The sequence below is a fragment of the Kocuria sp. CNJ-770 genome, assembly GCF_001942375.1.
GTDB lineage: Bacteria > Actinomycetota > Actinomycetes > Actinomycetales > Micrococcaceae > Kocuria > Kocuria oceani.
This window is the reverse complement of sequence record NZ_MKJW01000079.1, coordinates 14423-28397: the sequence shown is the minus strand read 5'-3', so window position 1 is coordinate 28397 and position 13975 is coordinate 14423. Positions and strand designations below refer to the sequence as shown.

Genomic DNA, 13975 nt, shown 5'->3' with positions numbered 1-13975 from the left:
CACGCGTGTTTCTCCTCGCCCGCGCCTCAATGGCCAACCGCGCCCTGATCGTGCTCATCACGGTCTTCGTGGCCGTCTTCGGCGTGCTCAGCATGCGCTCCATGAAGCAGGAGCTCATCCCCTCCCTGGAGATCCCCGTGATCAGCGTGGTCTCGGTGATGCCGGGGTCCTCGGCCGAGGTGGTCGACGAGCAGGTGGGCCGGCCGCTGGAGCGCGCCCTGAACATCGTGGAGGGCCTGGAGAGCTCCACGTCCACCTCGCGCAGCGGGCTGTCCGAGATCCAGCTCGGCTTCGAGTACGGCACCGACCTGGACCGGGCCCGCAACCAGGTGGAGCGGGCCGTGTCCAACGTCGAGACGCAGCTGCCGGAGGACGTCGAGCCCACCGCCTTCGCCGGGTCCGTCGCGGACTTCCCCATCGTCTTCCTCGCCGTGTCCTCCGACGAGGCGCTCAGCCCCCTGGCCGCGGACCTGGAGCGCTCACGGTCCCGGACCTGCAGAAGATCGACGGCGTGCGCTCGGCCGAGGTCAGCGGCGCCCCGGAGCAGGTCGTGTCGATCCTGCCGGACCAGGCGCAGCTCGCCCGCGCCGGGGCCACTCCCGCCGACCTCCGCACCGCGCTGGAGGAGAGCGGCGGGCTCGTGCCGGTGGGCACGGTCGAGGACGGTGCCACGAGCGTCCCCGTCCAGGCCGGCTCCCCGCTGGACTCCCTCGAGGCCGTGCGCAACGTCCCCCTCCCCCGCTCCGAGGACACCCCCGAGGACACCCCCGCTGCCGCCGGGACGACCACCATCGGCGAGGTGGCCACCGTGCAGCTCGCCGACCAGGAGCAGACCTCGATCACGCGCACCAACGGTGAGCCGACCCTCGCCGTGTCCGTCACGAAGACCCCGGACGGGGACACCGTGGGGATCTCCCGGGCCGTCGAGGAGATGGTCCCTCGGCTCGAGGAGGACCTGGGCAACGGCGCCCGGATCACGACCGTCTTCGACCAGGCGCCCTACATCGAGCAGTCCATCGAGGACCTCACCGTGGAGGGCCTCCTGGGCCTGGCCTTCGCCGTCCTCGTCATCCTGGTGTTCCTGGCGTCCCTGCGCTCGACCCTGGTCACGGCGATCTCCATCCCGCTGTCCCTGCTGGCCACGTTCATCGGCATCAGCGCCCTGGGCTACTCGCTCAACCTCCTGACGCTCGCCGCGATCACGCTGTCCGTGGGACGTGTGGTGGACGACTCCATCGTGGTGATCGAGAACATCAAGCGCCACTACGGGACGGTGGACCTGCGCACGGACCCCGCCAACGCGAAGCGCCGGGCCATCCTCACCGCGGTGCGCGAGGTCTCCGGGGCGATCACCGCCTCGACGCTGATCACCGTGGCGGTGTTCGTGCCGATCGCCTTCGTGGGCGACGTGACCGGTGAGCTGTTCCGGCCGTTCGCGCTCACCACGACCATCGCCCTGCTGTCCTCCCTGGTGGTGTCCCTGACGATCGTGCCGGTCCTGGCGTACTGGTTCCTGCGCGATCCGCGCCTGGCCCGGCGCCGCTCCAGCACGGCCTCCGCCCGGACGGCGCCCTGGTCCTCCACCGGCGCCGAGGCGCCCACCCGTCTGGCCCGCGGCTACCTCCCGGTGCTGCGCGGCACCCAGCGGCACCCGTGGGCGACGGTAGGGGTGAGCGTGCTGGTCCTCGCGGGCACGGCCGCCCTGCTGCCGGTGCTGCCCACGAACCTGCTGGGGGACACGGGACAGAACACGATGACGATCGAGCAGGACCTCCCGGCCGGGACCGCCCTGGCCGTGACCTCCGAGCAGGCGTCCCGCGCCGAGGAGGTGCTCGCCTCGACCGAGGGTATCGAGGACGTCCAGGTCACCATGGGCACCGGCGGCGGCTTCTCCGCGTTCATGCCCGGCAGCGGCAGCAACAGCGCCACCTTCTCCGTGACGACGGACGCCGAGGTCGACCAGCAGCAGCTGCGCCGGAGCGTGGGCGAGCAGCTGGACGCCCTGGACGGCGCCGGCGACTTCTCCGTGCAGGGCGCCCAGGGGTTCACCAGCAGCGACGTGGAGATCACCGTCAGCGCCCCGGACCAGGACACGCTGGTCACGGCGGACGGCGCCGTCGTGGAGGCCATGCGCGGGCTCGACTCCGCCGGGCAGGTGACGAGCAACCTGGCCGCGACCCAGCCCACCGTGGTCGTGACCGTCGACCGGGCCGCCGCGGCCGAGCGCGGGCTGACCGAGGAGCAGGTCACCGGGGCGCTGGCCGGAACGGTCAACCCCCTCCCGGCCGGGTCCATCGACCTGGACGCCGACTCCGTGGCCGTGACCATCGGCGAGGGCCGCGCCGTGGAGGACGTCGAGGCCCTGCGCGCCCTCCCGGTGCCCACGGCCGGCGGAGTGGCCCGCCTGGACGACCTGGCCGAGGTCGAGGAGACGCTCACCGTCGAGACCATCACCTCGAGCCGCGACCAGCGCACCGCGACCGTGGCCGTCACCCCGGCGGGCGACGACCTCGGCGCCACGAGCGCCGCGGTGCAGGAGGCCCTCGCCGGACTCGACCTCCCGCAGGGCGCGGCCGCCGAGCTCGGCGGTGCCGCGACGGAGCAGCAGACGACCTTCCGCCAGCTGGGCCTCGCGGTGCTCGCGGCCATCGCCATCGTCTACGTGGTCCTGGTGGCGACGTTCAAGTCCCTGGTCCAGCCGCTGATCCTGCTGGTCTCGATCCCGTTCGCGGCCACGGGCGCGGTGCTCGCGCTGCTCGTCTCCGCGGTGCCCCTGGGCCTGGCCTCCCTCGTGGGCGTGCTCATGCTGGTGGGGATCGTGGTGACCAACGCGGTCGTGCTGATCGACCTCATCAACCAGTACCGGGGGCGGGAGCACGGCATGGCGCTGGAGGACGCCATCGAGCGCGGCGCGACCCGCCGCCTGCGGCCCATCGTGATGACCGCACTGGCCACCATCCTGGCGATGACGCCCATGGCGCTCGGGGTCACGGGGCAGGGCAGCTTCATCTCCCAGCCCCTGGCCGTGGTGGTCATCGGCGGGCTCATCTCCTCGACCCTGCTGACCCTGGTGCTGGTCCCGGTGCTCTACCGGCTCGTGGAGGCCCGCAGGGAGGAGCGCCACCGCCGCCGGGAGGAGCGGATCGCGGCGCTGGCCGACGCGTGACACCTGCGCTCTTTCGTGGACATTTGCGTTAGGGAATGCTGGTGTCCACACAGAGCCTGCGCGGTCGGCCGGGGAGGCCCCGGCCTCATCCGGCCTGGTCAGAACGGGGTGTCGGGGTACTGCCCGGATGGGCCCCACCCGGCCCCGGTGGGGGGACCCCCGAAAGGGGGACACTCGCGCCCGGTCCGGCCATGTAACCCGGTCGTAGCATTAACGTGTGCCCCGCAGAGAAACAGACCGTGTGCAGAACAGCGCCGACGCCTGGGAGGCCCTTTTCAGGGCCCAGGTGACGGTCATGCGGCGCCTCCAGCGCCAACCCGAGTTCGCGGAGCTCTCGGCCCGCGAGTACGACGTCCTGTTCAACCTGTCGCGCTCCGACGAGTCGGGGATGCGGCTCAACGAGCTCAACGAGTACGTGCTGCTCACCCAGTCCAGCCTCAGCCGGATGCTCGAACGCCTGGAGCTCAAGGGGCTGGTGCACCGCTGGCAGGACCCCCAGGACCTGCGGGGCCTGCGGATCCGGCTGACCGATGCGGGCCGGGCCATGCAGGCGCAGATCGCCGAGCAGTTCCGGGTGCACGTGCACGAGCTGATGTCCGCCGGGCTCGACCCGGAGGAGCTGCGCATCCTCACCCGGCTGGCGGACCGCCTGCGGGAGGCCGTCAACTCCCTCTGACCGGCCCGTCCGCTCAGCCGGGCAGCGGAAGGACGACCCGCGCCCCGGGATCCTCGGACGTGCCCGCGGTGGACTCCGCCGCGATCCGCATCTCCCCCAGCGTGATCCGCCCCTGCAGGGTGGTCAGGAACGCCGTCTCCGAGGCGTCGGCGCCGGTGGCGATCCGCACGAACTCCGAGCGGGGGGCCAGTCCCGTGGCGTCGAGGATGTACCATCCGCCGTCGTGCCACGCCTCGACCACGGCGTGGAAGTCCATGGGGGACAGCCCGGGGGCGTAGACGGACACCAGCCGCGCCGGCACGCCCAGGGACCGCAGCAGGGTGATGAGCAGGTGGGCGTAGTCGCGGCAGACGCCCTGGCGGGTCAGGTACGTGTGCACGGCGGTGTCCGTGGCCGTCGACGAGCCCGCCACGTAGTCCAGGTTCTCGTGCACCCAGTCCCGCACCCGCTGCAGGGTCGCGTAGCCACCGCCGCGGGCTCCCGGGAACAGGGCGTCGGCGGTGCCGGTCATCTCGTCGGAGGGGCAGAAGCGGCTCGGGCGCGTGTAGCGGACCACGTCCACGGACGCCGCCGCCGGCGGCGGGCCCCCAGCGCCGTCCAGGACCAGCTCGTAGGAGACGGTGCACTGCGTCCCGCCCGGCACGCGGGCCAGGTGCAGCCGGGTGCCGTGCAGGTCCTCGGCCGGCTCCAGCGGCAGCGGCTCGCCGTCCACCCGCAGGCGCAGCCGCTCCCCGGGGTGCGGACCGCCGCCCAGACGGGCGGCGGCGAGCGAGAACACCGCCAGGTGGTCGGTCTCGGACGCGAAGTCGACCTCCGCGGAGACGGTGCGCCGGGTGGTGGGCACGAGGGGCCTCCTGATCAGACGGGATGTCGGCCGGGCCCGCGGCCCGCCAGCACCATTGTCGCCCACCCGATCGATCATCAGTACACTGATGCAGGAGACCTCCCCCACACGCCCCCGCCGCCGGCCGGAGCCCACGCACCGGATCCGGCGGCCACGACCGAAGGACGTGCACGATGGCACAGGACACGACCCAGGACAGCCGGTCCAAGGAGCGGACCGCCCCGGACCCCGAGGACAACCGCAAGCCGGACAGCCCCACCGAGCTCAGCAAGCCCGCGTGGGGCTACATCTTCAAGCGCTCGCTCTCCGAGTTCTCCAAAGACGACTGCACCGACCTCGCCGCGTCGCTGACGTACTTCGCGGTGCTCTCCCTCTTCCCCGCGCTGCTGGCCATCGTCTCCCTGCTCGGCGTGTTCGGGCAGGGACAGGCCACCACCCAGGCCATCACGAACTTCCTCAGCGACTACGCGCCGCCGGAGCTCGTCACGCTGCTCGAGGGGCCCATCAACAACCTCACCACCAGCACCGGCGCCGGGCTCGCCCTGTTCACCGGTCTGCTCGGCGCCCTGTGGACCGCCTCCGGGTACACAGGGGCGTTCGGCCGGGCCATGAACCGGATCTACGAGGTCGAGGAGGGCCGGCCGATCTGGAAGCTGCGGCCGATGAACATCCTCGTGACCCTGGTCCTGGTGCTCGTCGTGGTGCTGATCATGCTGATGCTCCTGATCTCCGGTGGCATCGCCCAGTGGGTGGGCGACCTCATCGGCCTCGGCACGACCGCGGTGACCGTCTGGAACATCGCCAAGTGGCCGGTCGTCGTCGCCCTGGCGATCGTGCTCATCGCGATCCTCTACTACTTCACCCCCAACGTGGAGCAGCCGAAGTTCCGCTGGATCAGCATGGGCTCGATCGTCGCCCTGATCGTGGCGGCCCTGGCCGCGGCCGCCTTCACCTGGTACGTGGTCAACTTCGCGTCCTACAACGCCACCTACGGGATCATCGGCTCCGTCATCATCCTCCTGCTCGGTCTGTGGATCATCAACAACGTGCTGCTGCTGGGCGCGGAGATCGACGCCGAGGTGGAGCGCGGCCGCGAGCTCCAGGGCGGGATCAAGGCCGAGGAGACCATCCAGCTCCCGCCGCGGGACACCCGCCAGATCGACAAGCAGGAGAAGAAGGAGGAGAAGCTCATCGACCGCGGCCGCAAGCTGCGCCTGGAGCACGAGCACCTCGACTACTCCTCCGGCGACTCCGACGACGACTCCGGGACCTCCCGGCAGGGCAGCAGCTCGGCCTCCTGATCCCGAGCACCGCACCGCGCAGCTCCGAGAGCTCGGCGGGCACCGCAGCGGCGACACCGTGGCCCAGCCCCACGGGGTCGCCGCTGCGGCGTTCCCGGGACCGCACCGCCGCCCCGGTGCGCCCTTCCCTAGACTGGGGAGCAGGGTTCCGGACCGGAACCGCCACGTCGTCCGCAGAAAGGACCATTCCCCATGCACGAGGTCAGAGGAGTCGTCGTCAAGGCGAAGAACGAGCCGGCCACCCTGGAGACCATCCTGGTCCCGGACCCGGGACCGGGCGAGGCCCTGGTGGACGTGCTCACCTGCGGGGTGTGCCAGACCGACCTGCACTACAAGGTCGGGGCGGTGGGCGAGGACTTCCCCTACCTGCTGGGCCACGAGTCCTCGGGCATCGTCTCGGCGGTCGGTGAGGGGGTGACGGAGGTCGCCGTGGGCGACCACGTGATCCTGAACTGGCGGGCGGTGTGCGGGCAGTGCCGGGCCTGCCGGCGGGGCGAGCCGCTCGGGCGCACGCGCGGCTGAGCCGTCCGCGGCACCGGCGCCGCTCGCCGCGGCGCCGGTGCGGCGGCCGGGACCGCGCACAGGGACGACCGGTCCCGGCGCCGCGGCCGGGACCACGGAGAACAGGACAGCATGGGCACCAACACCCTGCCGGCGCCGCCGCGCCCGGGCACGACGTCCCGCACGGACCCGCGGGCGCGGTGGGCGGCCGTGGTGACGATCTGCGCCGCCGTGCTCTGGGTGGCGCTGATGAACCAGTGGTTCCTCGCCCAGGAGCTCTTCGGCCACACCCCGCGCGCGGCGTCGCCGCTGCGCCTGGACATCGACGCCGTGGGCTTCGAGGCGGACGTCCTGCCCTACAACCCCACGGAGGACCAGCTCGCGGAGGCCTCCCTGGTGCCCCCGCAGACCTACAGCGGCTACTGGCTCACCCCCTACGGGATGCCCGGCGCGGGCTCGGAGAACACCACCTACATCGCCGGGCACAGCTACGACCGGATCGACCTGCCGTTCAACAAGCTCAGCGATCCGGCCCTGGTCGGGAAACGGCTCGAGGTGGAGACGGTCGACGGGACGCTCGACTACGTGGTCGACTCCGTCACGACCTACGAGAAGGACACGCTCAAGGACAGCGAGATCTGGCGGGTCGTGCCCCACCGCATCGTGCTGATCAGCTGCTACACGAGCGACGCGGTCGGCAAGAACGTCGTGGTCACCGCCTCCCCCGCCCCGGAGACCTAGGCCCGGTCGCGGGGGAGCCGGTGGTCGCCGGGAAGCCGGCACTCGCGGGGAGTCAGCGCAGGCCGACCGGGCGCTCCATGGCCAGGCCGAGCAGCTCGTCGATCAGCCGCGCGTAGGCCAGCCCGGACGCCGCCCACATCCGCGGGTACATGGAGATCGGGGTGAAGCCGGGCATGGTGTTGACCTCGTTGATGACGACCCGGCCGTCCGGGGTGTAGAAGAAGTCGGCACGGCACAGGCCCTCGCCGTCGAGCGCCTCGAATGCGGTCACGGCTCCGGCGCGGATGGCGTCGGTCGCCTCCTGCGGCAGGTCCGCGGGGCAGCTGAGCCTCGCGGACGCCTGGGAGACGTACTTGGCCTCGAAGTCGTAGAAGGCGTGCTCGTCGACGATCTCGATCTCCCCGGGCATCGAGGTGCGGGCCGGGTCCGTGCCGCGGCCCTGGAGCACGGCGCACTCGATCTCCCGGCCCACGATGCCGGCCTCGACCACGAGCTTGCGGTCGTGCTCGCGGGCGGTCTCGATCGCCGCGTCCAGCTCCTCGGGCCGGTCCACCTTGGTGATCCCGAAGGAGGAGCCCGCCCGGGCCGGCTTGACGAACACGGGGAAGCCCAGCGCGGCGACCCGCTCGCGCACGCCGGCCGGGTCGAGCGCCCACTGGCGGTCGGTGACCACGGTGTAGGGGCCCACCTCCATCCCGGCCGCCTCGAAGGCCAGTTTCATGAAGTGCTTGTCCATGCCCACCGCGGAGGCGGTCACCCCGCAGCCGACGTAGCGCAGGTCCGCGAGTTCGAGGAGCCCCTGCAGGGTGCCGTCCTCGCCGAAGGGCCCGTGCAGCAGGGGCAGGACCACGTCGATGTGGCGGTCGCGGGTCACGGTCTCCCCGCAGGAGCCGGCCTGCCGGACGATCAGCTCGTTCTCCCCGACCTTCAGGGGCAGGCTCACGAGGTCCTCCCCCACCGGCAGCTCGGCGATGGGGTTCTCGTCCAGCAGCCGTTCCAGCTCCTCCTGGGGGCAGAGGAACCACTCGCCGGAGGTGGAGATGCCGACCGTCACCACGTCCCACTTCTCCCGGTCGATGGCCCGCAGCACGCCGCGGGCCGTGATGAGGGAGATGGAGTGCTCGCTGGAGCGTCCGCCGAAGAGCACGGCGACGCAGGGGCGGGGGGTCATGGGGTGGTCCCTTCGGATTTGATCTCGCGGCCCAGCAGCAGCGGGGCCAGGTCGTCGACGGTGAGGTCCTCGCGCAGGATGGCCACGACGGCCTCGGTGATGGGCATGTCGACGCCGTGCCGGCGGGCCAGGGCCAGCACGGCAGGTGCGGACTTGATCCCCTCGGCCGTCTGGGTCATCTCCTCCTGCACCTCGGCGAGGCTCGCGCCGAGCCCCAGGAGCCGGCCCGCCGTGCGGTTGCGGGACAGCGGCGACGAGCAGGTCGCCACGAGGTCGCCCATCCCGGCCAGGCCGGAGAGCGTCTCGAGCCGGCCGCCGAGGGCGAGGGCGAGGCGGGTGGTCTCGGCCAGCCCGCGGGTGATGATGGAGGCCTTCGAGTTCTCCCCGAAGTGGCGCCCGTCGGCGATCCCCACGGACAGGGCGATGACGTTCTTGACCACCCCGCCGATCTCGGTGCCCACCACGTCGGTGTTCGTGTACGGGCGGAAGTAGCGGGTCCGGCAGGCGTGCGCCACCCAGGTGGCCAGCTCCGTGGTGGAGGCCGCGACGACGGAGGCGGTGGGCTGCTCCTCGGCGATCTCCATGGCCAGGTTCGGCCCGGAGAGCACGCAGGTGCGCTCCCGCCAGTGCTCGGCGTCCCGGTCCGTGTCCCGGCCGAGCTCCTCGGCGACCACCTCGCTCATCCGCAGCCCGGTGTCCCGCTCGAGCCCCTTCGCGAGGGAGAGCAGCACCGCCTCCGGGTCGAGGTGCGGGGCCGCTGCGGCCAGCTGCGCGCGCAGCGCCTGGGCGGGCACCGCGAGGACCACGAGGTCGGCCCCGTGCAGGGCGGCGGCGAGGTCGCCGGTGGCCTGCAGGAGCCCGGGCAGCCGGATGCCGGGCACGTAGCGGTCGTTGACGTGGGTGCGGGCCACGTGGCCCATGGCCTCCGCGTCGCGCCCCCAGAGCACGACGGTGCGGGCCGGCGGCTCGTGCCGGGCGTGCGCGGCGGCCCGGGCGCTGTCGGCCAGGACCTTGGCGAAGGTGGTGCCCCAGGACCCGGCGCCCAGCACGGCGATCTTCCGGGGGCCCTCGGCGGTGCCGGACAGGACGGGCGGGAGCGGGACGGGCAGGGGCCGGGCGGGGCCGGAGGGCGAGCTCACAGGCGGCCTCCTCGGCGGCGGTCCCAGAGGGCGGGCGGGGCGTCGACCCCGCGCAGCGCCGCGAGCTCGCCGGTCACGGCCCGCATGATCGCGTCGGTGGCGTCCTCCAGCCGGGCGGCGTGGCGCCCCACGGGGTGCGTCAGGTCCGGGACGTCGTCGCGCCACGGGGTGAGGTCGACGGGCGGGCCGATCCGCACGCGCACGGGCTTGCGCGGGAACAGGCTGACGGTCTGCCGGCCGGTGGACGGTGCTCGGCCGAGGACCTCCTGGTCGCCCCAGTGCGCCAGCGGGATCAGCGGGACGCCGGTGGCCAGGGCGAGCCGGGCGGCGCCCGTGTGCCCGGTCATCGGCCACTGGTCGGGGTCGCGGGTGAGGGTGCCCTCGGGATAGATCACGACCGCCCCGCCGGAGGCCAGCTCCGCGCGGGCGGCGGTGAGCGCGGCCGCGGCGTCGGGGGTGCCGCGCAGGACGGGGACCTGCCCGGTGGCCCGCAGCACGGCGCCGACCACGGGGGCGCGGAACAACGACTCCTTGGCGAGGAACCGGGGCATGATGCCGTTGTCGTAGAGCGTGATCGCCACCGTCAGCGGGTCGAGCTCGGTGAGGTGGTTGGGCACCACGATGAACCCGCCCTCGGCGGGCAGGTGCTCCGCCCCGGTCCAGCGCAGCCGCGCTACCAGCCGGTAGGCCGGCTTGACGACCCCCGCCAGCACTCGGAACAGGCGGCGGTTCGACGTGCGGCTCATCGACGGGCCCGGCTCACTCGCCGTCGAGCTCGAACGACGCCCCGAGCCCCGTCAGCTTGTCGGTGAAGTGCTCGTAGCCGCGCTTGATGAGCTCGACGCCCGTCACGTGGGAGACCCCGTCGGCGGCCATCGCCGCGATCAGGTGGGAGAAGCCTCCGCGCAGGTCGGGGATGTTGATCTGGGCGGCCCGCAGCGGGGTGGGCCCGGAGATCACGGCCGAGTGGACGAAGTTGCGCTGCCCGAACCGGCACGGGACGGACCCCAGGCACTCGCGGTGCAGCTGAATGGTGGCCCCCATCCGGTTCAGGGCGCCGGTGAAGCCGAAACGGTTCTCGTAGACGGTCTCGTGCACGATGGACACCCCCTTGGCCTGGGTGAGGGCGACCACGAGCGGCTGCTGCCAGTCGGTCATGAAGCCGGGGTGGACGTCGGTCTCCACGATGAGCGGGTTGAGGTCCCCGCCGGGGTGGTAGAAGCGGATCCCGTCCTCGGTGATGTCGAGGCCGCCGCCGATCTTCCGGAAGGTGTTGAGGAAGGTCATCATGTCGGACTGCCGGGCTCCGGCCACGAAGATGTCGCCGCCCGTGGCGAGTGCGGCCGAGCCCCAGGAGGCGGCCTCGATCCGGTCGGGCATGGCCCGGTGACGGTAGCCGGTGAGCTCGGGGACGCCCTCGATCCGGATCACCCGGTCCGTCTGCACCGTGATGATGGCGCCCATCTTCTGCAGGATCGCGATCAGGTCCATGATCTCGGGCTCGGTCGCCGCGCCCCGCAGCTCGGTGTGGCCGTCGGCGCGGGTGGCGGTGAGCAGCACCTGCTCGGTGGCGCCGACCGAGGGGTAGGGCAGCTCGACCTTGGCGCCGTGCAGCCCGTGCGGGGCGCTCATCCGGATCCCCGACTCGAGCTTCTCGACCCGGGCCCCGAAGTGGCGCAGCACGTCGAGGTGGTAGTTGATGGGCCGGTCGCCGATCTTGCACCCGCCGAGGTCGGGGATGAACGCCTCGCCGATCGCGTGCAGGAGGGGGCCGCACAGCAGGATCGGGATGCGGGAGTCCCCCGCGTGCGCGTCGATGTCCGCGTGCCGGGCCGTGGTCACGTTGGACGGGTCGAGGGAGAGCCGGCCGTCCTCGCGCCCCACCTCCACCCCGTGCAGGGACAGCAGGTTGGTGACGACCTGGACGTCCTTGATCTCCGGCACGTTCGCCAGGACGGACGGCGTGGACCCCAGGAGGGCGGCCACCATGGCCTTGGGGACGAGATTCTTGGCACCTCGCACGGTGACCTGGCCGGACAGGGGAACTCCGCCCGTGATGTGCAGTGCGCTGCTCATGAACTTCCGATCTGCTGTTGCCGGGCCACTCCCGAGCGGGAGCGGCACCCGTACAGTGTAGGTTCCCCGGAGAGCGGCCTCGCACAGGCGGGGTCGTGCGTGTCCGGGACAGCGCGCGGCCCGGCGGGGCCGTGGAGGCTCCGCCGGGCCGGGCAGGGGGCGCCGGCTCAGGTGCGGGCGGGCAGCGTGGTGGGCTTGAACGCGGGCCGGCGGGCCTCGTAGGCGGTGATGGCGTCCTCGTCCTGGAGGGTCAGCCCGATGTCGTCCAGGCCCTCCATGAGCCGCCAGCGGGTGTAGTCGTCGATGACGAAGGGCACGGTCACGGTGTCGCAGCTCACGGTGCGCGCCTCGAGGTCGACCTCGACCGGGGTGCCGGGGTGCTCCTCGATCAGCTTCCACAGCAGCTCGACGTCGGACTGGTCGACCTGGGCGGCGAGCAGTCCCTGCTTGCCGGAGTTGCCGCGGAAGATGTCGGCGAAGCGCGAGGAGATCACCACCCGGAATCCGTAGTCGCGCAGCGCCCACACGGCGTGCTCGCGCGAGGAGCCGGTGCCGAAGTCCGGGCCGGCCACCAGCACGGAGCCGTGCCGGTAGGGCTCCCGGTTGAGCACGAAGTCCTCGTTCTTGCGCCAGGCGGCGAACAGGGCGTCCTCGAAGCCGGTCTTGGTGATCCGCTTGAGGTAGACGGCGGGGATGATCTGGTCGGTGTCCACGTTGGACTGCTTCAGCGGGACGCCGACGCCCCGGTGCGTGCTGAACTTCTCCATGGGAGGGCCTTCCTGGGCTGCGGGTCGGGGGCTCACGCGCCGGCCGACGCGAGGTCGGTCGGGGCGGCGGCGGGCTCGAGGTCGGACGGGGAGGAGAGGGTGCCGCGCACCGCGGTGGCCGCGGCCACGACGGGTGAGACGAGGTGGGTGCGCCCGCCCTTGCCCTGGCGGCCCTCGAAGTTGCGGTTCGACGTCGAGGCGCACCGCTCGCCCGGGGCCAGCTGGTCCGGGTTCATGCCCAGGCACATCGAGCAGCCGGCGAAGCGCCAGTCCGCCCCGAACTGCTTGAACACCTGGTCCAGGCCCTCGGCCTCGGCCTGCAGCCGCACCTTCGCGGAGCCGGGCACCACCATCATCCGCACGTTCCCGGCCTTGGTCCGGCCCTTGACGATCTCCGCGGCGGCCCGCAGGTCCTCGATCCGGGAGTTCGTGCAGGAGCCCAGGAACACGGTGTCCACCGGGATCTCCTTCATGGGCGTGCCGGCGGTCAGGCCCATGTACTCCAGGGCCCGGCGCGCGTTGGCCTTGTCGTTCTCGTCCCCGACGTCCTCGGGGTCGGGCACGGCCGCCGAGAGCGGGACGCCCTGCCCGGGGTTGGTGCCCCAGGTGACGAAGGGCTCGAGCTCGTCCGCGTCGAGGAACACCTCGGCGTCGAAGACGGCGTCCTCGTCGGTGCGCAGGGTCCGCCAGTACTCCACGGCGGCGTCCCAGTCGGCCCCCTCGGGGGCGTGCGGGCGGCCCTGGACGTAGTCGAAGGTCGTCTCGTCCGGGGCGATCATGCCGGCCCGCGCCCCGGCCTCGATGGACATGTTGCAGATCGTCATCCGCGCCTCCATGGACAGGGCGCGGATCGCGGAGCCGCGGTACTCCAGGACGTAGCCCTGCCCGCCGCCGGTGCCGATCCGGGCGATGACGGCCAGGATGATGTCCTTGGCCGAGACCCCGGGGCGCAGGGTGCCCTCGACCGTGATCGCCATCGTCCGGAACGGCGCCAGGGGCAGGGTCTGGGTCGCCATGACGTGCTCGACCTCGGAGGTGCCGATGCCGAAGGCCAGCGCGCCGAACGCGCCGTGGGTGGAGGTGTGGGAGTCGCCGCAGACCACGGTCGTCCCGGGCTGGGTGAGCCCCAGCTGGGGCCCCACCACGTGCACGATCCCCTGCTCCGCGTCGCCGAGCGGGTGCAGCCGCACGCCGAACTCGGCGCAGTTGGCGCGCAGCGTCTCGATCTGCTTGCGGGAGGTGTCGTCGGCGATGCGGGAGAAGATGTCCTGCGTGGGCGTGTTGTGGTCCTCGGTGGCGATCGTCAGGTCCGGGCGGCGCAGCGGCCGGCCGGCCAGCCGCAGCCCCTCGAAGGCCTGCGGGGAGGTCACCTCGTGCAGCAGGTGCAGGTCGATGTAGAGCAGGTCCGGCCGGCCGTCCTCGCCCTGGCGCACGAGGTGGTCCGCCCAGACCTTCTCGGCCAGGGTGCGCCCGCCCGCGCGCCCGGAGGCCGGAGCGGAGGTCGTGGAGGGGGTGGAGGACTGGTAGTCCGGCATGGCGGATCCTTCCGTGCTGCCTGTGCGTGGCCGCCTGTGTGTGGCTGACTGTGCGGGG

The 13975-nt window shown here is 72.5% G+C and carries 10 protein-coding genes and 2 pseudogenes; 5 read left to right on the top strand and 7 right to left on the bottom strand.

Features of this window, described 5'->3' with window-relative positions; genetic code table 11:
- Window positions 1-5: 5 nt before the first annotated feature.
- Both BJF77_RS05525 and BJF77_RS05520 read left to right on the top strand, forming a co-directional pair.
- A pseudogene (locus BJF77_RS05525) lies at window positions 6-3166 on the top strand (efflux RND transporter permease subunit).
- Between the two features lie 295 nt (window positions 3167-3461).
- Window positions 3462-3842 carry a MarR family winged helix-turn-helix transcriptional regulator gene (locus BJF77_RS05520; RefSeq protein ID WP_238986095.1) on the top strand — a complete coding sequence of 127 codons (381 nt, stop codon included), beginning with the start codon at window positions 3462-3464 and terminating at the stop codon, window positions 3840-3842.
- A gap of 13 nt (window positions 3843-3855) precedes the next feature.
- Here BJF77_RS05520 and BJF77_RS05515 read toward each other — a convergent pair whose 3' ends face one another.
- Window positions 3856-4686, bottom strand: coding sequence for a transglutaminase family protein (locus BJF77_RS05515; protein ID WP_158041190.1), 831 nt, complete (start codon window positions 4684-4686; stop codon window positions 3856-3858).
- 173 nt (window positions 4687-4859) lie between these two features.
- Between BJF77_RS05515 and BJF77_RS05510 the strand changes: the two genes are divergently transcribed.
- The 3 genes and pseudogenes from BJF77_RS05510 (at window position 4860) to BJF77_RS05500 (ending at window position 7229) form a co-directional block, all read left to right on the top strand.
- A complete protein-coding gene (locus tag BJF77_RS05510; protein WP_075871530.1) occupies window positions 4860-5987 on the top strand; it encodes a YihY/virulence factor BrkB family protein in 1128 nt (375 codons plus the stop codon).
- Between the two features lie 192 nt (window positions 5988-6179).
- Window positions 6180-6488: pseudogene (locus tag BJF77_RS05505) on the top strand (alcohol dehydrogenase catalytic domain-containing protein); the annotation flags it as partial.
- Window positions 6489-6620: 132 nt separating this feature from the next.
- Window positions 6621-7229: a class F sortase gene (locus tag BJF77_RS05500; RefSeq protein ID WP_083664985.1), complete on the top strand. Its 609-nt coding sequence runs from the start codon at window positions 6621-6623 to the stop codon at window positions 7227-7229.
- Window positions 7230-7281: 52 nt separating this feature from the next.
- Here the strand turns inward: BJF77_RS05500 and BJF77_RS05495 are convergent, their stop codons facing one another.
- From BJF77_RS05495 to leuC, 6 genes are all read right to left on the bottom strand, one after another.
- Window positions 7282-8400, bottom strand: a complete 1119-nt coding sequence (locus tag BJF77_RS05495) for a D-alanine--D-alanine ligase family protein (protein WP_075871529.1) — start codon at window positions 8398-8400, stop codon at window positions 7282-7284.
- Window positions 8397-9485 carry an NAD(P)H-dependent glycerol-3-phosphate dehydrogenase gene (locus BJF77_RS05490; RefSeq protein ID WP_083664991.1) on the bottom strand — a complete coding sequence of 363 codons (1089 nt, stop codon included), beginning with the start codon at window positions 9483-9485 and terminating at the stop codon, window positions 8397-8399. The genes BJF77_RS05495 and BJF77_RS05490 overlap by 4 nt, the downstream gene beginning before the upstream one ends.
- Before the next feature lie 50 nt (window positions 9486-9535).
- Window positions 9536-10285, bottom strand: a complete 750-nt coding sequence (locus tag BJF77_RS05485) for a 1-acyl-sn-glycerol-3-phosphate acyltransferase (RefSeq protein ID WP_075871528.1) — start codon at window positions 10283-10285, stop codon at window positions 9536-9538.
- Between the two features lie 13 nt (window positions 10286-10298).
- Window positions 10299-11615, bottom strand: coding sequence for a UDP-N-acetylglucosamine 1-carboxyvinyltransferase (gene murA / locus BJF77_RS05480; RefSeq protein ID WP_047801838.1), 1317 nt, complete (start codon window positions 11613-11615; stop codon window positions 10299-10301).
- Between the two features lie 167 nt (window positions 11616-11782).
- Entirely contained in the window at window positions 11783-12382 is a 600-nt protein-coding gene (gene leuD / locus BJF77_RS05475) for a 3-isopropylmalate dehydratase small subunit (protein ID WP_075871527.1), read from the bottom strand.
- Window positions 12383-12414: 32 nt separating this feature from the next.
- Window positions 12415-13917 carry a 3-isopropylmalate dehydratase large subunit gene (gene leuC / locus BJF77_RS05470; RefSeq protein ID WP_255396146.1) on the bottom strand — a complete coding sequence of 501 codons (1503 nt, stop codon included), beginning with the start codon at window positions 13915-13917 and terminating at the stop codon, window positions 12415-12417.
- Window positions 13918-13975 lie beyond the last annotated feature (58 nt).

Bases quoted from the DNA above. Each gene is read 5' to 3' on its own strand.
- BJF77_RS05520 (WP_238986095.1), top strand. From the start codon at position 3,462: ATGCGGCGCCTCCAGCGCCAACCCGAGTTCGCGGAGCTCTCGGCCCGC.
- BJF77_RS05510 (WP_075871530.1), top strand. From the start codon at position 4,860: ATGGCACAGGACACGACCCAGGACAGCCGGTCCAAGGAGCGGACCGCC.
- BJF77_RS05500 (WP_083664985.1), top strand. From the start codon at position 6,621: ATGGGCACCAACACCCTGCCGGCGCCGCCGCGCCCGGGCACGACGTCC.
- BJF77_RS05495 (WP_075871529.1), bottom strand. From the start codon at position 8,400: ATGACCCCCCGCCCCTGCGTCGCCGTGCTCTTCGGCGGACGCTCCAGC.
- BJF77_RS05485 (WP_075871528.1), bottom strand. From the start codon at position 10,285: ATGAGCCGCACGTCGAACCGCCGCCTGTTCCGAGTGCTGGCGGGGGTC.
- murA (WP_047801838.1), bottom strand. From the start codon at position 11,615: ATGAGCAGCGCACTGCACATCACGGGCGGAGTTCCCCTGTCCGGCCAG.
- leuD (WP_075871527.1), bottom strand. From the start codon at position 12,382: ATGGAGAAGTTCAGCACGCACCGGGGCGTCGGCGTCCCGCTGAAGCAG.
- leuC (WP_255396146.1), bottom strand. From the start codon at position 13,917: ATGCCGGACTACCAGTCCTCCACCCCCTCCACGACCTCCGCTCCGGCC.